23 protein-coding genes are annotated in these 22,156 nt (G+C 61.4%); 17 read left to right on the top strand and 6 right to left on the bottom strand.

The genetic code is table 11. The features are described from left to right. Together BM317_RS10290 and BM317_RS10295 are read left to right on the top strand one after the other, a co-directional pair. The gene (locus BM317_RS10290; RefSeq protein ID WP_092474217.1) at window positions 1–495 is read left to right on the top strand and encodes a DUF2269 family protein; all 495 of its coding nucleotides are present in this window, start codon (window positions 1–3) and stop codon (window positions 493–495) included. A 115-nt stretch (window positions 496–610) separates the two neighbouring features. Then, entirely contained in the window at window positions 611–1,546 is a 936-nt protein-coding gene (locus BM317_RS10295; RefSeq protein ID WP_092474219.1) for a hypothetical protein, read from the top strand. A gap of 30 nt (window positions 1,547–1,576) precedes the next feature. Here the strand turns inward: BM317_RS10295 and BM317_RS10300 are convergent, their stop codons facing one another. Further along, window positions 1,577–1,816 (bottom strand): hypothetical protein, encoded by a 240-nt coding sequence (locus BM317_RS10300; RefSeq protein WP_092165560.1) that lies wholly within the window; start codon window positions 1,814–1,816, stop codon window positions 1,577–1,579. Between the two features lie 153 nt (window positions 1,817–1,969). On the opposite strand from BM317_RS10300, the gene BM317_RS10305 reads away from it, so the two are divergent. Continuing rightward, window positions 1,970–2,311 (top strand): YajG family lipoprotein, encoded by a 342-nt coding sequence (locus BM317_RS10305; RefSeq protein ID WP_092474221.1) that lies wholly within the window; start codon window positions 1,970–1,972, stop codon window positions 2,309–2,311. Window positions 2,312–2,492: 181 nt separating this feature from the next. Here the strand turns inward: BM317_RS10305 and BM317_RS10310 are convergent, their stop codons facing one another. Beyond that, window positions 2,493–3,401, bottom strand: a complete 909-nt coding sequence (locus tag BM317_RS10310) for a LysR family transcriptional regulator (RefSeq protein ID WP_092165651.1) — start codon at window positions 3,399–3,401, stop codon at window positions 2,493–2,495. A gap of 124 nt (window positions 3,402–3,525) precedes the next feature. On the opposite strand from BM317_RS10310, the gene BM317_RS10315 reads away from it, so the two are divergent. From BM317_RS10315 to BM317_RS10335, 4 genes are all read left to right on the top strand, one after another. After that, window positions 3,526–4,278 (top strand): SDR family oxidoreductase, encoded by a 753-nt coding sequence (locus BM317_RS10315; protein WP_092165564.1) that lies wholly within the window; start codon window positions 3,526–3,528, stop codon window positions 4,276–4,278. Window positions 4,279–4,777: 499 nt separating this feature from the next. Then, complete coding sequence (locus BM317_RS10325; protein ID WP_092165566.1) at window positions 4,778–5,572, top strand: DeoR/GlpR family DNA-binding transcription regulator; 795 nt, start codon at window positions 4,778–4,780, stop codon at window positions 5,570–5,572. A gap of 118 nt (window positions 5,573–5,690) precedes the next feature. Next, entirely contained in the window at window positions 5,691–6,617 is a 927-nt protein-coding gene (locus tag BM317_RS10330; RefSeq protein WP_092474225.1) for a Gfo/Idh/MocA family protein, read from the top strand. 15 nt (window positions 6,618–6,632) lie between these two features. Continuing rightward, a complete protein-coding gene (locus BM317_RS10335) occupies window positions 6,633–7,328 on the top strand; it encodes a tRNA (adenine(22)-N(1))-methyltransferase (RefSeq protein WP_092165570.1) in 696 nt (231 codons plus the stop codon). 154 nt (window positions 7,329–7,482) lie between these two features. Here BM317_RS10335 and BM317_RS10340 read toward each other — a convergent pair whose 3' ends face one another. Beyond that, window positions 7,483–7,860 carry a hypothetical protein gene (locus BM317_RS10340; RefSeq protein ID WP_092165572.1) on the bottom strand — a complete coding sequence of 126 codons (378 nt, stop codon included), beginning with the start codon at window positions 7,858–7,860 and terminating at the stop codon, window positions 7,483–7,485. 113 nt (window positions 7,861–7,973) lie between these two features. On the opposite strand from BM317_RS10340, the gene BM317_RS10345 reads away from it, so the two are divergent. Beyond that, the gene (locus BM317_RS10345; RefSeq protein ID WP_092165574.1) at window positions 7,974–8,600 is read left to right on the top strand and encodes a hypothetical protein; all 627 of its coding nucleotides are present in this window, start codon (window positions 7,974–7,976) and stop codon (window positions 8,598–8,600) included. 33 nt (window positions 8,601–8,633) lie between these two features. Here BM317_RS10345 and BM317_RS10350 read toward each other — a convergent pair whose 3' ends face one another. Next, entirely contained in the window at window positions 8,634–9,359 is a 726-nt protein-coding gene (locus BM317_RS10350) for a CPBP family intramembrane glutamic endopeptidase (RefSeq protein WP_256574114.1), read from the bottom strand. 293 nt (window positions 9,360–9,652) lie between these two features. Continuing rightward, the gene (locus BM317_RS10355) at window positions 9,653–10,897 is read right to left on the bottom strand and encodes an acyl-CoA dehydrogenase family protein (protein WP_092165578.1); all 1,245 of its coding nucleotides are present in this window, start codon (window positions 10,895–10,897) and stop codon (window positions 9,653–9,655) included. Between the two features lie 377 nt (window positions 10,898–11,274). Between BM317_RS10355 and msuE the strand changes: the two genes are divergently transcribed. The 8 genes from msuE to BM317_RS10395 all read left to right on the top strand — a co-directional run bounded on the left by msuE (window position 11,275) and on the right by BM317_RS10395 (window position 19,190). Further along, on the top strand, window positions 11,275–11,838 hold the full coding sequence (gene msuE, locus BM317_RS10360) for an FMN reductase (RefSeq protein WP_092474229.1): 564 nt from the start codon (window positions 11,275–11,277) through the stop codon (window positions 11,836–11,838). A 39-nt stretch (window positions 11,839–11,877) separates the two neighbouring features. Further along, on the top strand, window positions 11,878–12,975 hold the full coding sequence (gene sfnG, locus BM317_RS10365; protein WP_092474231.1) for a dimethylsulfone monooxygenase SfnG: 1,098 nt from the start codon (window positions 11,878–11,880) through the stop codon (window positions 12,973–12,975). 14 nt (window positions 12,976–12,989) lie between these two features. Continuing rightward, complete coding sequence (locus BM317_RS10370) at window positions 12,990–14,150, top strand: AMP-binding protein (RefSeq protein ID WP_092474233.1); 1,161 nt, start codon at window positions 12,990–12,992, stop codon at window positions 14,148–14,150. A 13-nt stretch (window positions 14,151–14,163) separates the two neighbouring features. Beyond that, window positions 14,164–14,946, top strand: coding sequence for an ABC transporter ATP-binding protein (locus BM317_RS10375; protein WP_092474235.1), 783 nt, complete (start codon window positions 14,164–14,166; stop codon window positions 14,944–14,946). Between the two features lie 67 nt (window positions 14,947–15,013). Further along, window positions 15,014–15,895 carry a branched-chain amino acid ABC transporter permease gene (locus tag BM317_RS10380; protein WP_092165585.1) on the top strand — a complete coding sequence of 294 codons (882 nt, stop codon included), beginning with the start codon at window positions 15,014–15,016 and terminating at the stop codon, window positions 15,893–15,895. Between the two features lie 11 nt (window positions 15,896–15,906). Beyond that, the gene (locus BM317_RS10385; protein ID WP_092474237.1) at window positions 15,907–16,974 is read left to right on the top strand and encodes a branched-chain amino acid ABC transporter permease; all 1,068 of its coding nucleotides are present in this window, start codon (window positions 15,907–15,909) and stop codon (window positions 16,972–16,974) included. 72 nt (window positions 16,975–17,046) lie between these two features. Beyond that, window positions 17,047–18,372, top strand: coding sequence for an ABC transporter substrate-binding protein (locus BM317_RS10390; RefSeq protein ID WP_092165587.1), 1,326 nt, complete (start codon window positions 17,047–17,049; stop codon window positions 18,370–18,372). A gap of 56 nt (window positions 18,373–18,428) precedes the next feature. Then, window positions 18,429–19,190, top strand: coding sequence for an ABC transporter ATP-binding protein (locus tag BM317_RS10395; protein WP_092165588.1), 762 nt, complete (start codon window positions 18,429–18,431; stop codon window positions 19,188–19,190). Between the two features lie 180 nt (window positions 19,191–19,370). Here the strand turns inward: BM317_RS10395 and BM317_RS10400 are convergent, their stop codons facing one another. Beyond that, window positions 19,371–20,474: a sigma-54 interaction domain-containing protein gene (locus BM317_RS10400; protein ID WP_092165589.1), complete on the bottom strand. Its 1,104-nt coding sequence runs from the start codon at window positions 20,472–20,474 to the stop codon at window positions 19,371–19,373. A gap of 316 nt (window positions 20,475–20,790) precedes the next feature. Here BM317_RS10400 and BM317_RS10405 point away from each other — a divergent pair, with 316 nt between their 5' ends. Then, a complete protein-coding gene (locus BM317_RS10405; RefSeq protein WP_092474239.1) occupies window positions 20,791–22,053 on the top strand; it encodes a serine hydrolase domain-containing protein in 1,263 nt (420 codons plus the stop codon). The last annotated feature ends 103 nt before the right edge of the window (window positions 22,054–22,156 follow it).

Consider the following 22,156-nt stretch of genomic DNA (forward strand, 5'->3'; position numbering starts at 1 on the left):
ATGCTCTATCTGTGCTTGAAGTACATCCATGTGATCGCTGCCATTTTCCTGTTCGGCTTCGGCATGGGATCCTACCTCTACCTGATCGCCGCCAGCCGCACCGCCAATCCGCAGGTCATTGCCCATGTGGCCAGGACGGTCGTCCGGTTCGATACCTGGATTACCACGCCGGCGGGTTTCATTCAGATAGTGACGGGTTACCTGCTAACGAGACTGGCCGGATTTCCTCTGACCACGGAATGGATCATGACGTCGTTGATCATTTTCCTGTGCGTGGGGGCGTTGTGGCTGCCTGTGCTGGTGTTCCAGAAGCGCTTGCACGTGATGGCGTCGAGCGCGGCGAGGGATGGACGCACGCTCGAAGATCGATACTCAACCGTGTATCGAAAGTGGTTCTGGATGGGGGTTCTGGGCTTTTTGGGGATGTTTGTCATTGTGCTGATCATGGTGACGAAGATGACGCCACAGCAGTGGGTCGAGCGACTCCTGGTCTAAATATCGATCCGTTGCACCGTGACCATTGTCTCGCCTGGCTGAGCAAGGGGGCGAGTTTGGGCGATGGGGATGAATGTGTGTCTAACACGATGACTTCAAGGGCATGATCCGATCCATGAGCGATGACACCTACACCCTGTACATGCGTTTCCAGACGCCCGATCCTGACATCGGCCCTCGGGAGCGGGCGCCGATGCTTGCTCAGGAGCAGGCCTGGGCGCGTGAGCGTGCGACCATGCATCGCTTCAGCTGGATCATGGTGCTGGTGCCGCCGTTGTGCCTGGGCCCGGTGTTGCCGGGCATCGCGTTTTTGCTGGGGCTGTTGGTTTATCAGGGGTTATCCGCCCCAGGCGTCGACCTTGACCGGATCGTGGGGGATTCCCTTGGCTGGCTTGTGCTCGTCACTTTGCTGTTCATGGCTGCCTGGGGCCTGCATAACTACTTACACGATAAGCGCGACCCGACCAAGCGGTATTGGCAGTCGATGCCCGATCAAGGGCTGGTCGAACTCGAACACCACACCCTCATCCGCGGCATCAGCCTGTGGTCCAACGACTATGATCCGGACTGCAACACCCTCATGCAATGGACCGATGGCAAGCTGAAATGCGTGCAAGACAGCGGTGTGTCGCAATGGATTCTGGGCAAGACCGCGGCGGGGTACTGGCTGGTGCTCAAGGAGCAGTTTTCAGGTGACTTCAGCTACGGGCGAGTAGGGCAAATGCCGGCGCCGGACAAGCTGCTGCAACCCCAGCAGCAACTGGCGATTGCTTTCGCCCCCGGCACGAACCTGCAGTTGGGCCTGCGTTTCGACGGTGCGCCGATGCCATTGGTGGATACGCCGTACTGGATGTCTGCCGATGAACTCAAGCGTTTGGAGGAGGCCGCCCATCACTGGAAGTTTTTACCGCCGAACCGCTATGGGGTGGTCAATGACCAGGACGCCGCCTGGGTGCAACGGCTGGTGGACAGGGCGCAAGCCAGTGTCGGGCCGCAGCCGGCGAGCGATCGCAGCCCAGCCCGGCGGGAGCAATCGCCCTCGACACCCTGAATCGAACACATTCCCGGAATGTCCGGCCGGTCACTGAAGCCAGGTGTCCACCACCCGCCGATCCAGCTCCTCCCAATCCGCCATGCCCAATACCCGAGTGGTATTCAATCCGCGCAGATAACCGCGCAGTTGATTGGCCGTGGCCCGCTTGAGCTCCGGGTCGGGTTCCGTGTTGCCCAACAGCACGCTTTCGTACTGGATCAGATAGTCAGCCACCCGCTCACGGAAGTCGGGCAATACCGCGTCGCGAATCAGGTCAAACGTTCTCATGGATAGGCCTCATCAATCTTTCTCGGCTTGCAACTATTGCTAGGAGTAATAGTGACCATTACCAAATGCAAGTTCTGCTTTGCCGGCAATCATTGGAAAATCAGCGCCATCGAACACGCAGCCCCGTATTTTTATTTTCAGGACCCATGACCCATGCGCCGTTTATTTTTGCTTCCCCTGGCGTTTTCCCCATTGTTGCTGGCCGGTTGTGCCTCGGCACCGAACGATCCGACCCTGACCTTGCAGACCAGCAAGACGCCGGCCCAATACGCCGAATGCGTCGTACCGAAATTGCAGGGCAATGCCTTGAACCCGCTGGTCTCGCAGACCCAGCGCAGCTACCGCATCGTGGTGCCGAGCAAAGTCTCGGCGGACAATGTGCTGGAAGCCTACAAGGCCGGCAACGGTGGCAAGGTATTCATCTACGAGCGGCACTTGCTGGCCTCCAACCTCCTGCCTTCGAGTTTCGAGCGCGCCGCACAGGAATGCATCTGACCGGCCCGTAAACGCTTTTCACCGTGCTCCTTTGGTTGGCCGCAACCAACCAATTCCCTTGCCCCGCACCGTCCTCGGTCGCGGGGCTTTTTTTGTTTGACGATGACTCCAGCCCGGTATTTCGGCCCGGTCAGCGTAGCCTTAGGCAAGAGCGTGAGGGGGCACGTTTTGTCGTCTTGTCTTATAGCGTCGGCAAAGGGGTGCTGCCGTTCAAGGCTGGAATCTTTGAAAACACGTCAGCCATGAAATCCATGAACACGATAGCCCGCGTGGGGAGCAGTCTATTGGCGACATAAACCATCTGCACGGGGACAGGAGGAGCTGCATGGTCGGTGAGAATGAACTGTAATCTCCCGCTGTTCAGCCCATCCTCAAACAGCCACGCAGGTCCATGCGCCACACCCAGGCCTGCCACGACCGCCGCACTGACAGCGTCGGGCGAGTTGACCCTGAGCCTGCCGGCAATCGGAATGTCCGCGTCCCGGAATCGCCAGGTCGCCCCGGACGACAGTAAGGTGTAGATGATGCAATCGTGGTCGCGTAGATCATCCGGGGTCTGCGGAACTCCGCGTTTAGCCAAGTAGTCCTTGCTGGCGACGAAGACCCGGTCGTACCATCCAAGACGCCGGGCGCGCAAGGTGCTGTCCTCCAGCTGTCCTATGCGAATGGCGAGTTCGGTGCCTTCATTGACGAGGTCTACGTATCGATCGTTGAGTTGGAGATCCAGGTTCAATTGAGGGTAGCGCTCCAAGAAGGCCGGCACATGCGGCAGCACAAACGCGTGTGCGAGAGCTGTCGGACAGGCTACGCGCAAGAGTCCCGATGGCTCGACGTTGTTCCTGAATGACGATTCGGATTCATCCACCGCATCCAGGATGCGCCGGATGTCCGCATAGTAGCGTTCGCCTTCCGGCGTCAAGGATAGCTTGCGCGTAGATCGGTGGAGCAAGCGCGTCTGCAAATGATCCTCCAGAGCCGCTACATAGCGGCTTACATTGGGTTGCCCCAGCCCTAGATCGCGCGCTGCCGCCGAAAAGCTCCCCGTTTCTACAGCACGCGCGAAGCATGTCATCAAAAGAAATCGGTCCACTTCTCCACCTCGATTCATGCCTGATTTGCATGAATCATATACGAATAGGCAGTCTTCTCCGATACGGAGCATGAGCGCATATTTCTCCATATCGACCGCAGTGGTCATTCACCGGAGAATTCAAATGTCGCGCTTGCAAGGTAAACGTACGCTCATCACTGGCGGCACCAGTGGCATCGGGCTGGAAACGGCAAAGCAGTTCCTGGCGGAGGGTGCTCGCGTGATCGTTACGGGTGTCAACCCCGATTCGATTGCAAAGGCCCAGGCTGAATTGGGCCCGGAAGTGCCGGTGCTGCGCGCCGATTCGGCCAGCGTTTCAGCACAAAAGGAGCTGGCACAAGCCATCAAGGAACACTACGGCCAACTCGACGTTGCCTTCCTCAATGCCGGCGTATCCGTCTGGCTGCCCATTGAGGAATGGACGGAAGACATGTTCGACCGCTCTTTCGACATCAACGTCAAAGGGCCGTACTTCCTGATGCAGGCGCTGTTGCCGGTCTTCGCAAATCCTGCTTCCGTAGTGCTGACTACTTCCGTAAGCGCGCATGCAGGGGCAGATCGCTCGTCCGTGTATGCCGCAACGAAGGCCGCATTGCTGAACATGTCGAAGACGCTCTCGACCGAATTGCTGGGCCGTGGCATCCGTGTCAACGCAGTGAGCCCTGGCCCCGTCGAGACTCCGCTTTACGACAAACTCGGCATTCCAGAAGCTTATCGCGAGCAGCTTAACAAAGAGATCGCGGCAACCATTCCGCTTGGGCGCTTCGGTACCTCCGATGAGGTGGCCAAAGCAGTGCTGTACCTGGCATCCGACGAGTCGCGCTGGACGGTTGGCTCTGAAATCGTCCTTGACGGCGGCCGCCTGCTGAATGGCTAAGCGCGCAGCTCAGCAATTGCGCGAATGCAACATCGCCTGGGCTGAGTTAATCAGGTACTGAACGCCCGCCTCAGCACTTGGCGACGAACGAGTCCAATCCAGACTGTGCAAACAGCGGTACGTGGGAAGCTTCTGCCGCTGTTTCCGCTTGATCAACCTGTGATAGATGCTCTGCGCGCGGGCACCTTGGTGACAGTGCTGGAAGACTGGTGTCCCCCCATCGCAGGACACACGCTTTATTTTTCCGGCCATCGTCGGGGCCCCGTGCCCCAGGCAGGTCGACGGGCTGATTGCCGGCGCGCAGCTGCGCCTCAGTGCCGAGGAGATCGAAGAAATCCGATCCTTCCTGCCTGTGGGCATGGGCACGAATGTTCCAGGGAACGCTTGACCGTTTATCGTGCAGGCGCCCGCTGAATGAGCGGGTTTGACGCTTCGCTGCATAACCGGCACTATCTGCTCGTTGATGATCATTAGTGCTCGTTTATGCAGGTTGTATCTCATGACTTCTCCCCACGAAGCGTTCCCCGGTGAACGCCAGCAATTGATCAGCCAGCGTCTCGCCCGGTATGGCCGGGTGATCGCGGCGGACCTGGCCAGCGAATTCAATGTGTCCGAACACTCGATCCGGCGTGACCTGGGGGTATTGGCAGCGGCGGGGTTATGCAAGCGTGTTTATGGCGGTGCAATACTTGTGCCGGCTGCCGAAGGGTCGCTGGATGTACGCGTGCGTAAAGACCCGGCACGCAAGGGCAGCCTCGGCCAAGCGGCCGCTGCCTTGCTGCGCGCGGGCCAGCACGTGTTCATCGATGCTGGTTCGACCAACCTGGCGATTGCTGGCGCCATCGATCCAAGCCTTCAGTTGACCCTCTCCACCAATTCGCCATTGATTGCGGTGCAGTTGATGAAACTGCCCCGTGCCGAAGTCATCCTCCTGGGGGGGCGCTTGAACCCCATCGCCGGTGGTGTGATCGGGCTGACGGCGGTGGAGCAATTGCGCCAGTTCAGTTATGACGTGTGTTTTCTGGGCGCCTGCGCCATCGATCCAGACAATGGGGTCACGGCATTCGGCCTGGAGGACGCAGAGTTCAAGCGCGCAGTGGTGGCGGCGAGTGGGCAAGTGATTACCGCGGTGACCAACGAAAAGCTGTCCAGCGTTGCTCATTATCAGGTGGTCTCTTGTGAGGAGGTTGCCGCCCTGGTGGTGGAGCACGATGCGCCACGTGAGCGGCTGGAGCCCTTTTACGGGCGGGTGACCAACGTCGTGACGAGTGTCCGTGAGCAGCGGCGTAGCTGATGCCTTTGCGGCGCAGGGCTGGGCAATTGGGTAGATACTGCGCAGCCCCCATTGTCCGCCAGGCGATTTGCGTCTAGTTTGCTGGCCGATCACAAGTACAAAAAATCAGGAGTCATCGATGCAACCGATTCGTCTCGGTCTGGTGGGCTACGGCAAGATTGCCCAGGATCAACACGTTCCAGCCATCCTCGCCAACCCCGCGTTCCAACTGGTGGCGGTCGCCACGCAAGGGCAGCCCTGCGCCGGGGTGGAGAACTTCCGATCCCTGGGCGAGCTGCTCGAAAACGGCCCGCACGTCGATGCGATTGCGTTTTGCACACCGCCGCAAGGCCGATTCGCCCTGGTGCAACAGGCGCTGGCGGCCGGTAAACACGTTCTGGTGGAAAAGCCGCCGTGCGCCACGTTGGGTGAAGCCATGGCCTTGGTGGAGCAGGTTCGCGAGCAAGGCGTCAGCGGCCTGTTCGCCTGGCATTCCCGTTACGCCCCGGGTATCGCGGTCGCCCGTGACTGGCTGGCCAGTCGCACCTTGCACAGCGTGCAGATCGATTGGAAAGAAGACGTGCGCAAGTGGCACCCCGGCCAGGCGTGGATCTGGCAACCCGGTGGCCTGGGGGTCTTCGATCCCGGCATCAACGCGTTGTCGATTGCGACTCATCTGTTGGCGCTGCCGTTGTTCGTGGAGTCCGCCGAGTTGCGTGTGCCGGACAACTGCCAGTCGCCGATTGCCGCCAGCATCAAGATGGCCGACGCGCGCCATCTCGATATCCGGGCGGAATTCGATTTCGACCATGGCCATGACGAGCTCTGGAGCATCGAGATTCGCTGCGCCGAAGGCGTCCTGCGCCTGGACAACGGCGGCGCGCTGTTGAGCATCGACGGCGTGCGCCAGGCCGTGTCCGAGGAGGGCGAGTACGCCGCGGTGTATCGACATTTTCAGCAATTGATCAACGACAAGGCCAGCGACATGGACCTGCAGCCACTGCGGTTGGTCGCGGATAGCTTCTTTGTCGGCAGTCGGACGGCGGTCGAGCCGTTCTACGATTAAACCAGGGAACTGCAGTTGAACGAACAGACATTGTCCATGCGCCTGGAGCGCGTGGCGGCGCATATGCCGGCAGGGGCGCACCTGGCCGATATCGGCTCGGATCACGCTTACCTGCCGGTGGCCTTGTTGCGTCGTGGCGTCATTGCGACGGCGGTGGCCGGCGAGGTGGCGTTGACACCCTTGCGCGCCGCCGAACGCACCGTGGGCGAGAATGGCCTGGAGCAGCGCATCAGTGTGCGCCTGGCCAATGGCTTGGCGGCAATCGAGCCGGAAGACGGGATCACCGCGATCAGCCTCTGCGGCATGGGCGGCGAGACGATCCGCGACATCCTCGACAGCGGTAAAGCACGGCTGAGCGGGCGCGAGCGGCTGATTCTGCAACCCAACGGCGGCGAACAACCGCTGCGCCAATGGCTGATGGAAAACGGCTACCGCATCCTTTGCGAGGAAGTGCTGCGGGAAAACCGCTTCTACTACGAGATCATCGTCGCCGAGCGCGCCGGGCCCGTGACGTACACCGCCGAGGAGCTGTACTTCGGCCCGCTGCAGATGCACGCGCGAACGCCGACCTTCCTGGCCAAGTGGCAACGCTTGTTGCGCCAGAAACAAAAGACCCTCGCCAGCTTCGCCAAGGCGCGGCAAGCCGTGCCCGAAGAGAAGCGGCAAGACATTGCCCGGCAGGTCCGGTGGATCAGTGCGCTGTTGGCTTGAGTTGCATTGAGGTTGGATGTGTGGGACGTCATCGCGAGCAAGCTCGCTCCCACAGGGAGTTGCGCAAGTCCCTTTTGCGGGAGCGAGCTTGCTCGCGATGAGGTCATCAGTGACTTCACTGATTCGAGAACTGCCGCCTTCTCCGGCTGCCCGACTATCGACCCATCATGGGGTAGTGCTTGATACGGCACGGATGCGAATTACCGTCGCCTTTACAGATGCCATCCAGGTAGCGGTAGTCCACCCGTACCGACTGCCCTTTGCCGGGCCATTGTCGGCGGGGGAGCGTGGCTTGGTAGTCCGGGGTTTCCGGGGTGAAGGTCAACAGCGAGCCTTGCGCGGGGCACTCCACCGAGGTGGATTTCGGCCTGGCTTTCACGATCTGCGCCTGAAGTTGCGGGTAGGGTTGTTTCAGGACCTCGACGATACGCAGCTCCATCTGGCAGATCTGCCACGTCGAGGCCTGGACGGGCTCGCACAGGAAGGGGAGCGTCAAGGCAAGCAGTCCGAGGCATGCGGTGTGAGTGTTCATTGCTGACCTTGTTTGGGGTGCTGACGTTTGCCAATCATAGCTTGGCATTGTAGCCGTCAGCAGAGTGGTGGCACTATGCCTACAGTCTTTTGGCCAATACAAGGAAGTAACCCATGCCCGGCATCCAAAACGTCGCTTCAGCATTCTGTGCATTCATGCAATCGTGGGAAGAGGACCGCAAATACCTGCCGTCATCCATCAGTGCCCTGGCCAACGGTTTCGAGGGCTGGTTGAAGTTCGAGTTTTATTTCTGGCTGATCCAGGCCCGTGGGCTTCGTGGCCCCGACCGCGAACTGGCGGATGTTGGCGTCGAGTACAAAGTGAAGCTCGATCAGCGTTGGTCGCTGATGGACATTGCTTCCAAGCAATGCGATTTGTGGATTCGCGACCAGGATGAAAAGCGCTTTCACTTCATTGAACTCAAGACACCTTTCTTCAATGCCAACCAGGGCAAGATGTTTGAAAGCGCGGCCAAGGACTATTGGTACATGACCCGCTTGAAAGCCCAGGCGGAAAAGGTGGCAACGGGCAGTGTCATCATCTTTGGCGTGAACTTTGATCAGGCGCGCTGGGAAAAGCATCTCGAGTATGTCGAGGAATATGCCGGCTACGTCGAGCATTCGTCCAAGGCATCAGGCACCGTGCCAGGTGTGGAGGGGCTGAGGTGGGCAGTCCTGACCATGCACTACCCGCAGATGGGCGAGTTCCTTCTGCCACCCGTCGAGGTTCAGGCGCCGTGAAGCCGTGGAGGGCCGCTGCCTGGCACCGCTGGCTCAACCGTAAAGCCCCATCAGCGAGAAAGACTGGTCAGCGCTCAGTGCGACAATCTCGGTCAGCGAATGCAGGAGCACTGGCACCAGCAGGCCGCCGCTGACCACCCTGGCGATGGCGAACACGCCTCCACAGGCGAAGATCAGCACGATCGTCATCCAGTTCCCGTATTGGATGTGCATGCCGGCGAAGACGGCCGACGTCACGATGATCGCGATCCATGTCCAGGCACGGCTGTTCTCGTAGGGAAACAGCCGGAACATGTAATGGCGGAAGAACAGCTCTTCGGCGATGGGCGGCAGCACGATCAGCGAGGCAATCTTGATCGCGGCCTGCCAACGGTGGAGCCCGTCCAGAAGCTCGGCCATGAACACCTCACGGGGTAACCCGAGCACGAAGACGGCAACCCCGAAAAGCAGGTAGGTCCCGATAATGCCGATCGCTCCCCACCGCAGGGGTTTGCCAATGGCATGACCGCGCCACTGCGGGCGTGAATCGGCACGGTATTGCAGGGCGAAGAGGCCGAGGAGAACGAGTGCGGTGAGCCCCGAGGTGGTCGTGAACATCAGATAGGTCTGCATGTCCGCGGGTACGAAAAGAACCTCGGGTATCGCGGCCAAGAAGGCGACCAGAGTGGCCAGCATCAACATCCCGAGTCGGGGAAAGAAGCGGTAGGGCGATAAAGTGGCGGCGGTTGCAAACTCAGGAGCGGCACTTAGATTCGTCACAGTCACTCCATGAGTGCAAGGAAAAAGGCATGATGCCAGTGTTTTGATCGTCTGGGATGAGTTCCTCTTGGCTTTGTGCGGAGGTAGGCAATTGGCATCTCACTACGTCGAACGTGTGGCGTAAGGAACAGGCATCCATGCAACTGCGCCGCCGCCATCGCGAGCAGGCGATCTCCAGTGGGCACGAAGCCTATGGTCAACCCAGACCCCCTGTGGGAGCGGGCTTGCTCGCGATGAGGCCAGCCAGCCCAATATCCATGTAGCTGAACCGCCGCTATCGCGAGCAAGCCTGCTCAAAGCTGCTTCGAGCCCCCGCCAATCTGCCAGACATACGGCGGTTCCGTGCCGTTGATTTCCCAATCACCGATGATGCGCTCCTTATAGATCAACGGATTATGCGAGGCAGCAGTGCGGCCATTGCGCCAGTGACGGTCGAGGGCCTTGCTGGTGCTGGTGGCCGAAGCACCGAGGGCATTGAACAGGTCGCTGGTGGCGCGCAACACCAGGTCGGAAATCACCACCTGGGCCTGGGCCGACTCCAGTTCGGCGGCGATGTTGGCGGTGTGCTCGGTTTCGGCGTCCTGGCTGAAGCGGCTTTCGTAAGCGCGCTGGGAGGCGCTCGCGGCGCGCAGGGTGGTGGCTTCGGCGGCGTAGACCTGGGCCGATGCCCTGCCGACCACCTGTTGCACTTGCACGTCCTGGCTCACTTCGCTGGCATTGCCGGTGCTGAAGACCCGCGTGCGTTTGCGCACTTGCTCGGTGATGTCATGAACCGCCGCGCGGCCGGTGCCGGTCAGCACGGCCAGCAGCACCAGTTGATAAAACGCGGTCTGGTATTTGAAGCGGGTAGAGAAATCGATGAGATTTTCCGCCTCGACCAACGCATTCTCGAACACCGACGTCCCGCTGCCGGTGGTGCGTTGGCCGAAGCCGTCCCAGTCATCGCTTTGCTTGACGCCCGGCTGGTGCACACGGACGGCGGCAATCACGTCGGCGCCGTTGTCGTCGCGCTGGGCATACACGTCGATCCAGTCGGCGAAGATGCTGCCGGTGCTGTAGTACTTGGTGCCGTTGACGACCCACTGATCACCCTGGTGGGAAACCCGGGTGACGACTTCGCCGATTTTCACCGCGCCGACTTCCGTCCAGGCATTGCCCACCAACTCACCCTCGACAAAGCGCTTGAACCAGGTGTCCTGTGGGCTACTGGCGTGGGCGTTGAGGCGGTCCTCGACGAATGCGAAGTGCCCGCGCAAGGCCTGGGGCAGGTTGGAATCGGCTTCAGCCAGTTCGATCAGTAATTGCAAGAGCTGCGGCAACGAAGCCCCGGCGCCGCCATATTCGACCGGTACGCGGACGGCGCCAAAGCCGGCTTCCTTCAGCCATTTCACCTGTTCAAAGGGCAGGCTGCGTGTCTGCTCACGCTCCAGGGCGCCAGCCTGGATGCGCGCAAAGATCGGCCGGAAGCGTTCGGCCAGGGGCTCATAGTCGGTGCCCGTGGAAAGGATCGGCGGCAGGTGGTGTTGCTGTGCGGTCATGTTGATCTTCCTTCTTGATGGCGAGTCGGCGGGCAGGGGAAAAATCTGCCGGTGCCAAAGGCCATTGCACAGTCCATGCCCGAGGTCCAACGCCCGTAAATGCGGGGCCCATACGGCGTTCATCGGCGCAAGGGCTGTGCTGGCCACGGACAATCTGTTGCGCAACTGTGTGCCGGGCAACAGTTGTCGCGACGGACATCGACAGGCCGGGTGTTGGCCAGGCAACAGCGGACCAACAGCTTGTCCGTCGGGCGACAGTGCAGTGATTGGGAGTGTCATTTAATTATTTGATTAATAAGGAAATATTCAACTGGCACGGTTGCTGCTCTACACCTTGTGCAGACGCTGAGGTGGCGTCTCCAGGCATGGGGTAAGCGATGAGCAAGCAATTCAAAGTGGTGGCGGTGTCAGGCAGCGTGCAGCACCCGTCACGCACCCTGGCACTGCTCCAGGCGTTGGTGGATCGGCTCGGGCAGCAACTGCCGATCAAGGTGCGCTTGATCGAATTGGCCAAGGTCGGTCCACAGTTCGCCGGGGTGTTGCGTCGCGAGGCGTTGCCGGCTGCCGTGCAGGAGGATCTGCACGCCATTGAATCGGCCGATCTGTTGATCGCCGCCAGCCCGGTGTACCGAGCCTCGTACACCGGCCTGTTCAAGCACCTGTTCGATTTCGTTCATCACGAAGCCCTCAAGAACGTACCGGTGCTGTTGGCCGCGACAGGTGGCTCGGATCGCCATGCCTTGATGATCGATCACCAGTTGCGGCCCCTGTTCGGCTTCTTCCAGGCCCTCAGCCTGCCAGTGGGGGTCTATGCCAGCGAAACCGATTTCAGCCAATACCGGATCTCCAGTGCACAGGTGCTGGAGCGTATCGAGCGCGCCGTCGAGTCGGCGTTGCTGAGCCTGGTCCCGGGCGCCCGGCGTGGCGCCAGTGCTGCCTGATCCATTTTTCCTTTCAAAACGAGCCGTGGAGTACATGCAATGAGCCAGGACACGATCAAATTTGCCTACTGGGTGCCCAACGTCAGTGGCGGTCTGGTGGTCAGCAAAATCGAACAACGCACCGACTGGGGCATCGACTACAACCGCAAGCTGGCCCAGATCGCCGAAGCGGCCGGCTTCGACTACGCCCTGTCCCAAGTGCGCTTTACCGCCGGCTATGGGGCTGAATACCAGCACGAGTCCGTCGCGTTCAGTCATGCCTTGCTGGCCGCTACCACGCGCCTGAAAGTCATCGCCGCAGTGTTGCCGGGGCCGTGGACGCCGTCGGTGTTGGCCAAGCAGATCGCAACCATCGACCACCTGACCGGCGGCCGTGTGGCGATCAACATCGTGTCGGGCTGGTTCAAGGGCGAGTTCACGGCCATTGGCGAGCCGTGGCTGGAGCACGATGAGCGCTATCGCCGTTCCGAAGAATTCATCACTGCGCTCAAGGGCATCTGGACCACCGACAACTTCACCTTGCGCGGTGATTTCTACCGCTTCCACGACTACACCCTCAAGCCCAAACCACTGCAGCAGCACCCGGAGATCTTCCAGGGCGGCAGCTCACGTGCGGCTCGGGACATGGCCTCCCGGGTATCGGACTGGTACTTCACCAACGGCAATACCGTGGAAGGCGTCAAGGCGCAGATCGATGACCTCCAGGCGAAAGCCGCGGCCAACAACCACAAGGTCAAGGTCGGCGTTAACGCCTTTGTCATTGCCCGCGACACGGAAGAAGAGGCGCGTGCGGTCCTCGCCCAGATCATCGACCAGGCCGATCCCGAGGCCGTCAATGCCTTCGGCGATGCGGCGAAGCAGGCCGGCAAGTCCAGCCCGGAAGGCGAGGGCAACTGGGCCAAGTCCAGCTTCGAGGACCTGGTGCAATACAACGATGGCTTCAAGACCAACTTGATCGGCACGCCGCAGCAGATCGCCGAACGCATCGTCGCGCTCAAGGCGGTAGGCGTGGATCTGGTGCTCGCCGGTTTCCTGCACTTCCAGGAAGAAGTCGAGTATTTCGGCCGTAAGGTCCTGCCGCTGGTGCGTGAGCTTGAGCAACGCAAAGCGGCAGCCAAAACGGCGGCGGTCGCTTAGGCGCGGGAGGCAGCATGGGCACGTTCACCGACACCCTTGAGCCGGTCCCGGCCAGCTTGCCCCAGTGGTTGCAGCGCCAGGCGCTGGAGCATGGCTCGGACGTCGCGCTGCGCCACAAGCACCTGGGTGTCTGGCAGGCGCGGACCTGGGCGCACGTGGCCGACGAGGTGAGCCGTTTCGCCTGTGCCCTGCAAGCCCGCGGTTTTGCGGCGGGCGCGACCCTGACGATCATCAGTCGACCCAGGCCGCAGGCACTGCTTGCCGTATTGGCCGCGCAATGGCTGGGCGGCGTGGCGAGTCTGTTCGATCCGCTGGAGACGGCGGCCGAACAGGTGCAACGGCTCGCCACGCTGCAGCCGGATTTCGTCCTGGTCGAAGGCGTGGAAGAAATGCTGCGTCTGCGTGCGGCGCAGGTTGCCGTGGGGGTGTGGGTCTACCTCGACAAGCGTGGCCTGTCGGATTCGTTGCTATTTGCGCAAGCGCTGGATTACGCCGCGTTGGCTGCCGAGCGGCCAATCGTTGACCTGGCCCCGCAAGGGCAAGCACTGCAAACGGCCTTTGTCTTTTATCGCGGAAGTGGACGGGCGATGGAGGAACAACGCGTCAGCCACGCCGAACTGTTGCAGGAGGGGCAGCGGTTGTTGGCGCGCGAAGGGCTGGGCCGGCAGGAAGAGGCATTGGCCGCACGGGCGTTCGCCTCGGGCGGGCAAGCTCGCTATCTGCTGGCGCCCTGGTTGATGGCCGGTTTTCGCCTGAACTTCCCTGAGAACCTGGCGACCCGTGATCGCGACCGTCGCGAGCTGGGCCCGACGCTGGTAGCCGGGACGCGGGAAACCTACCAGCGTTTGCACCGCTATGCGCTGGAACGTTTGCCGGAGCCGGGCAGTGGGTCGCGCTGGCTGGTGGACTGGGCGTTGGCAGCGCAGCCGGGGCTGTTGCAACGGTATCTGGGGGACTGGCTGGTGCGCCGGCCGTTGCGCGACGTGCTGGGGTTTTCCCGGACCCGCGCGCCGCTGCTGGTGGGCGATGCCTTGCCGCCCGAAACCCAGGCATTTTTCCAGGCATTGGGTATCGCGGTTCGCCAATGGGACGACGGGGCCCACTGGCAAGCGCCGCCGAACCTGGTGCCGCACACCACCGATGACTGGACGGGCCTCCAGTCGCAACTGGCCTGAGAGGAGACGCCCCATGACCCAGACGGGCATCACGCATTTGCTGGAGCTGGAGCATATTTCGCTGTCATTCAAAGGCGTCAAAGCCGTCACGGACATCAGCTTTCGCGTCGTCGCCGGTGAGATCTGCGCCTTGATCGGCCCCAACGGCGCCGGCAAGAGTTCGCTGCTGAACGTCATCAGCGGCGTGTACCAGGCCCAGGACGGGCACATCCGTTTTGATCGACAGGAGCGGCGCCGGATGCGCCCCCACGACGTGGCGGTCCGCGGCATTGCCCGGACGTTCCAGAACATCGCGTTGTTCAAAGGCATGAGCGTGCTCGACAACGTGCTCACCGGACGCAACCTCAAGCGCCGCAGCACCTGGATCGAACAGGCACTGCGCATCGGTCGCGCCCGGGCCGAGGATGACCGCCAGCGCGAAGCGGCCGAGCGTGTCATCGCGTTCCTGCATTTGCAGCCTTGGCGCGACGTCCTGGTGGGCACGCTGCCCTATGGCTTGCAGAAACGGGTGGAGCTGGCCCGCGCGCTGGCGGCGGAGCCTCGGCTGTTGCTGCTGGACGAGCCCATGGCCGGGATGAACGCCGACGAGAAGCAGCAGATGAGCCGCTTTATCGTCGACATCAACCGTGAGCTGGGCACGACGGTGGTGTTGATCGAGCACGATATCGGCGTGGTCATGGACATCAGCGACCACGTGGTGGTGCTCGATTACGGTCGCAAGATCGGCGACGGCTCGCCTGAAGACGTACGGCAGAACCCCGAGGTCATTTCGGCCTACCTGGGCACTCGCCACTGATACCGGATATTCGCCACCTTCCCACCAGGGAGGGCAGGCAAGTTGCGTCCGCAGAATAGGAGCAGCGATGGAATTTTTCTTTGAAGTATTGATTGGCGGGTTGTTGGCCGGGGTGATGTACGCCTTGGTGGCCATCGGTTTCGTGCTGATCTACAAGGCCTCCGGGGTGTTCAATTTTGCCCAGGGCGCGATGGTGCTGTTCTCGGCGCTGACCTTCGTCAGCCTGCTGGAGCGCGGTGTGCCGTTCTGGCTGGCGTTCGTCATCAGCCTGGCGGCCATGGTGCTGATCGCGGTGGCGGTGGAGCGGGTGGTGCTACGGCCCTTGGTCAACCGTTCGCCGATCACGCTGTTCATGGCCACCCTCGGGCTGTCCTACGTCATCGAAGGCTTCGCCCAGGCACTGTGGGGCGCCCAGGTGCATGGCCTGGAACTGGGTATCAGCGATGAGCCGCTGGAGTTGGGCGGGATGCTGTTGTCGCAGTTTGACATTTTTGCCGCATTGACCGCGGCGTTCCTGGTGCTGCTGTTGTCCTGGCTGTTCAACAAGACCCGGCTCGGATTGTCGTTGCGGGCGGTGGCCGATGACCCGCTGGCGGCGTTGGCCGTGGGCATTCGTTTGCAGCGGGTCTGGGTGGTGGTGTGGGCAGTGGCGGGGTTTGTCGGGTTGGTCGCCGGCCTGCTCTGGGGCGCTCGCCTGGGCGTGCAGTTCTCACTCTCACTGGTGGTGCTCAAGGCCTTGCCGGTGCTGATCATCGGCGGCTTCACCTCCATCAGCGGGGCGATTGTCGGCGGCTTGATCATCGGTGCCTCGGAGAAGCTGGCGGAGGTTTACCTCGGGCCCTTCATCGGCAGCGGCATCGAGAACTGGTTTCCCTACGTGCTGGCGCTGGTGTTTTTGCTGGTGCGTCCGGCGGGGTTGTTTGGCGAACGGGTCATCGAACGGGTTTAGGGGAGCGCATCATGTTTTATCGAGAAACAGGCCAGTTCAACACCCGCTATGCCCAGGACCGCCGGTTCTTCGCCCTGCGCCAGGACCGTCAAGGGCTGGCCGCATTGCTGCTGTTTGCCTTCGTCGTGGTGCCCTGGCTGGGCAATGACTACTGGTTCAGCGCGATCCTGATTCCGTTCCTGGTGCTGTCCCTGGCCGGGTTGGGGCTCAATTTGCTCACCGGTTATGCCGGGCAACTGTCCCTCGGTTCGGCGGCGTTCATGGCGGTGGGAGCCTTCGCCACCTACAACCTTGAAATACGGGTCGCCGGCTTGCCGTTGTTGGTCAGTATCGCCCTGGGCGGGTTGACGGCGGCGCTGGTGGCGGTGCTGTTCGGCCTGCCGAGCCTGCGCATCAAGGGCTTCTACCTGCTGGTCTCGACCCTGGCGGCGCAGTTCTTCGTGACCTGGGCGTTGACCCGGTTCAGCTGGTTTTCCAACAACAGCGCCTCGGGCGTGATCAGTGCGCCGCGCCTGGAGGTCTTCGGGGTGAACCTCGACGCGCCGGCAGGCCGCTATCTGTTGACCCTGAGCGTGGTGGTAGCGCTGTTCTGGCTGGGCAAGAACCTGGTGCGCAGCGAGTTGGGGCGCAACTGGATGGCGGTGCGCGACATGGACACCGCCGCTGCGATCATCGGTATTCCCCTGGCGAAGACCAAGCTGCTGGCGTTCGCCATCAGTGGGTTTTTCCTCGGCGTGGCCGGTGCCCTGTGGGCCTTCGCTTACCTGGGCACCGTGGAGCCCCACGGCTTCGATCTGAACCGCTCGTTCCAGATCCTGTTCATCATCATTATCGGCGGCCTCGGCAGCCTGCTGGGCAACTTCCTCGGCGCGGCTTTCATCGTGCTGTTTCCGGTGTTGCTTTCGAACCTGGTGTCGCTGCTGCCCGGCGGGCTGGTGGACGCCGGCCAGGTGGAGAACCTGCAGAAGATGATATTCGGCGCCCTGATCATCCTGTTCCTGATCAAGGAGCCAGAGGGCCTTGCGCGCCTCTGGCAGAGATTTCGCCAGCGCGCACGGCTGTGGCCGTTGCGCTACTGAGCGAACCGCACAACGCGGGTTTGCAGTTCCATTTTGTTGGCTTATCCATGGCTTCATAACAAGGAAAATCCGATGTTCAAACGATCATTCGCCAGCAGCCTGGCACTGGCCCTGAGCCTCACCGCCGCGGCGTTCACCGTCCAGGCGGACAACGAGCAATACTTCCCGCTGCAAAGCTATCGCGTCGGCCCTTATGCCGCCGGCGGCACCGGTTTTTTCGGCGGCTTCATCGACTACCTCAAGTACGTCAACGCCAATGGCGGCGTGAACGGCGTCAAGCTGACCTGGAGTGAGTGCGAAACCGAATACGTGGTCGAGAAAGGCGTGGAGTGCTACGAACGCCTGAAGAAAGGCTTGAACGGCGCTCCGGCGGCTGCCACCAATCCGCTGTCGGTGGGCATCGCCTACGCCACGCTGGAGCGCTCGACAGCCGACAAACTGCCGCTGATCACCATCAACCATGGGCGCACGGATTCCACCGATGGCAGCGTGTTCCCCTACGTTTTCCCGTTGCAGTTGAACCCGTATTCCGAGGTCTCGGCGATCATCAATTACATCGGCCAGCGCGCTGGCGGGTTGGACAAGCTCAAGGGCTTGAAGATCGTTACCCTGTACCACGGCTCGCCCTATGGCAAGGAAACCAATGAGGTCCTGCAAACCCTGGCCGACAAATACGGTTTTGCGCTGACCTTGCTGGAGGTGCCGCACCCCGGCAACGAACAGCAGTCGCAGTGGCTGAATATTCGCCGGGAAAAACCCGATTGGGTGATCCTGCGCGGTTGGGGGGTGATGAACCCGGTGGCGCTGAAAACCGCGCAGAAAGTCGGTTTCCCGGCCGACCACATCATCGGCAACATCTGGAGCAACTCCGAAGATGACGCCGCGCCGGCCGGTGCCGCGGCCAAGGGCTTCATCGCCATCACCACGCACCCTTCAGGTACTGATTTCCCGGTGTTGCAGGGCATCAAGCAGCAAGTGGTCGACGCCGGCCATGGCGACCTGGCCGATCTCAAGCGGTTCGGCACCGTGTACTACAACCTCGGCGTGGTCAACGGCATCCTCAACGTAGAAGCCCTGCGCATTGCCCAGCAGAAATTCGGCAAGCAACCCCTGACGGGTGAGCAGGTGCGTTGGGGCTTCGAGAACCTCAAGCTCGACGACGCCCGGCTCAAGGAACTGGGGGCGTTGGGCCTGGTGCAGCCGTTGCAGTTGTCATGCTCGGACCATGAAGGCGGCGGTGCGGTGCGTTTCCAGCAATGGGACGGTACCCAGTGGAAGCTGATCAGTGACTGGGTGCAGGCCGACCGCGCCCTGTTGCGGCCGATCATCGAAGCGTCTTCGCACCAGTACGCCCGGGAAAAAGGCATTACCCCGCGTGATTGCAACAAGGAATCCTGAGGCATCGCGGCAACCGGGCGCACGCGTCCGGTCGCTATCTGAAAAGGCGAAACAGCATGGCGACGAACGTGCCGATCCTGCAGATCGACGATATTGAAGTGCTCTACGAGCAGACCATCCTGGCGGTGCGCAGCGTGTCGCTGGAGGTGGGAAAAGGGCAGGTCGTGGTGCTGCTGGGCGCCAACGGCGCGGGTAAAAGCACCACGCTGAAGGCGGCCTCCAACCTGGTGCGTGCCGAACGGGGCGAGGTGGTGCGGGGGCGGATTGTCTACCAGGGGCGCGACGTGACCCGCAGTGCGCCTCACACCTTGGCGGCGAGTGGCCTGGTGCAAGTGCTGGAAGGTCGGCATTGCTTCGCCCAGTTGACCGTGGAGGAAAACCTGCTGGCCGGTGCCCTGGCGCGCCAAGTGCCGCGGCGCCAGTTGCTGGCTGACCTGGAATCGGTTTACGGCCATTTCCCCCGGCTGAAACTGCGGCGCAAAAGCCTGGCCGGCTACACCTCGGGCGGCGAGCAACAGATGATCGCGATAGGTCGCGCGCTGATGGCCAGGCCGCAACTGGTCTTGCTGGACGAACCGTCGATGGGCCTGGCGCCGCAGATCGTCGAGGAAATCTTCGAGATCGTCCGGCAACTCAATCAGCGTGAGGGTGTGAGCTTCTTGATCGCCGAGCAGAACATCAATGTCGCCTTGCGTTACGCCCACCATGGCTACGTGTTGGAAAGCGGTCGGGTGGTCAGCGAAGGCAGCGCCGAACAACTGGCGGCCCGCAGCGATCTCCAGGATTTCTACCTGGGCGCGCGAACAGCAGCGCTGTGAGCACCGCTGACATGACCCTGTGGCGAGGGGATTTATCCCCGTTGGGCGCGCAACGACCCCAAGCAGGTTGAACGCGGTCGGCCTGATACATCAGGGACAGGTCTTGGGGCTGCTGCGCAGCCCAGCGGGGATAAATCCCCTCGCCACAAAAAAGGGACGCACCTGGCTTTTGTGGCGAACTCAGGTTGAAAGGTTGATGACCTGGCCGTCCCGCGTACTGAGCGCGGGGCGGCGTTTGTTGACCACCAGTTCGCCGATCCTGATCAGCAACGTGCGGGTGACGTTGCGACTCAGGCCCAGCAGGCTGGCGGTATGGACCTGATTGCAATTGGCGTATCGGTAGGCGGTGCGCAACAACTCGGCCTCGACCTTTTCATACACATCGCCATGCTCCTGCTCGAGCAGTTTCTCGAAGGCTTTCTGCAAGAGCGCCTCTGCACTTTGAGGAGTTGCTTGCGGTGGGTTGTCCTGGCGCTCGATACGAAAGTTCGACAGATGCAGGTCTTGCACGCCAATCACTTTGTTGCGGCAAATCAGCAGCGTGTGGTGGATGACGTTTTCCAGTTCGCGGATGTTCCCCGGCCAGGAGTAGTCGAGCAACTTGCGTTGCGCCTGGGCATCCAGCGTCACCTCACCGTGCCCGAGCCTGTGGCTGTACTGCGCAATGAAGTGGCGTATCAACGGCAGGATGTCGCCGGGACGTTCGCGCAGCGGCTTGAGCGCCAGGCTGACCACGTTCAGGCGGTAATAGAGGTCTTCGCGAAAGTGCCCGGCATTGATGGCTTTTTCCAGCTGTACGTTGGTGGCCGCCAATACACGCACATCGATCTTGATGCTCTTGCGCGAACCCAGTCGAACCACTTCGCGCTCCTGCAATACCCGGAGCAACTTGACCTGGATCGGCAGCGGCAAATCACCGATTTCATCAAGGAACAGGGTGCCGCCATCGGCTTCCTCGAACCAGCCGGCCTTGGCCGTCAACGCGCCGGTAAAGGCGCCTTTTTCGTGGCCGAACAGCTCGGCCTCCACCAGGGTCTCGGAAAACGCCCCGCAGTTGACCGCAACGAACGGCTTGTGGCGACGGGCGCTGAGGTTGTGCACGTGGCGCGCCACCAGTTCCTTGCCGGTGCCGGTCTGGCCGATGATCAACACGCTGGCATCACTGGGTGCTACTTGTTGCAGGTGTTCCAGCAAGGCGCGGGAGGTGGGGTCTTCGAAGACCTGGGCCGTGGCACGAATCGAGGTGGCCAGGCCGGGAGAGGGAGGTAGCGTTAGAAGCTGCATGACGGTGGCCCGTTAATGAGATTGCCGTGACGGAAGGTGGGTGAGTGCCAACGTTCCTTGATGGCACCACCGCGGTAAGCCTTTGGGCTTAAGGCTTAATCTAAATGATCTAAAAAAATGATAATAAATAACTTTAAGTTATTTGCTTAGGACTGGGCCGAGGGTGAGAGCGAGGCTTGCTCCCGCAGGCACGGTGGTCAAGGGATCCAGATTGGCAAGCAATGTCGATAAAAAGTTTTATTGACTAAAAAATTACATCGAGTAATTATTCTCCTGCATCTGCTTTCACGCAGAGTCATTTCCCAGGGGCAACCCAATGAATCAGAACACCGTGCCTTCACTGGCCAGTCTCTACGTCGAGACTCACGAATCGCCTTCTGACGCACGCCTGGCGCCTTCGCTCATGCAAGGCTTTCCCGCCGAACCCCACCGCCGCGTCACCTGGCACAACTGGATGAGCCCGCCCTACAGCCAATGGGGTTTCCGTAACCTGGCGCGCTTGCGTCCTTCCATCGATGTGCGGGCCGGCACCGGGCCTGTCAGCGCGTTCAAGCAGGCACTCCAGCCGCTGGATGAGCTGCACTTCGCCAGCGAGTGTGGCTTGAGCATCAGCGTGATCGACCACTTGATCGCCAGCCAGACCGATGGGTTCCTGGTCCTTAAGGGCGACACCGTACTGTTCGAGCGCTACTTCAATGGCCAGTGCCCCCAGGACCGACACATCATGTTTTCGGTGACCAAGTCGCTGATCGGTGCCCTGGGCGAGCAACTGGTCTGCGAAGGCCTGTTGGACCCGACGCTGACGGCCGCCCATTACGTACCGGAACTGATGGGCAGCGCGTTCGGCGATGCGACCGTGCGCCAGCTGTTCGACATGGCCGTGGCCGTCGATTACAGCGAGGTCTATGAGGACCCGGATTCAGAGAGCTCCCAATACGGCTACGCCTGCGGTTTCCAGCCGGCGCCAGCGCAGTACACGACGTTCGAATCCCTGTACCAGTACTTGCCATCCTTGAGAAAGCGCGGCAATCACGGCGGTTTTTTCCATTACGTGACGGCCACCACCGAGGCATTGGCGTGGGTCATGGAGCGGGCGTCTGGCAAGGCCTGTCATCAGTTGCTGCAGGAGGTCTGGAACCAGTTGGGCTGTGAACGTGACGGCTACTTTCTGGCGGATCCCTGGGGCCGCAGTGTGGCCGGTGCCGGGTTCAGCGCGACCTTGCGTGACATGGCGCGCTTCGGCCGCCTGCTGGCCAACGATGGCCGCCAGCAGGGGCGACAACTGCTCTCGGCAGAGGCGCTCGCCGGTATCGCCGCTGGCGCCGACCCCACCATCTATGCCGCCTGCGCCGACTTTTCGAGCTGGACCCCTGGCGCGTCCTACCGCAGCCAGTGGTATGTCTTCAACGACCACAGCCAGGCGCTCATGGCCGGTGGCATCCATGGCCAATACCTGTTCATCGACAAACCGTCCGGCGTGGTGATCGTCAAGCAGTCGTCCCTGAGCGACGCCGTCAGCCTCTTCGACGGCGACAGCGTGCGCATGCTGCGTGCCATCGCGGCGCAACTGACGCCCTGAGTTCATCCGATAAACACAAGAGTTTCGTTCCGCTCACCCGGCCCAGCCAGGTGTTGGCGCGGGTTTGCGCCGCCATTCACTGCCCTGTAACAACAATAATCAA

The organism is Pseudomonas sp. NFACC24-1 (genome assembly GCF_900115235.1).
Lineage (GTDB): Bacteria > Pseudomonadota > Gammaproteobacteria > Pseudomonadales > Pseudomonadaceae > Aquipseudomonas > Aquipseudomonas fluorescens_AA.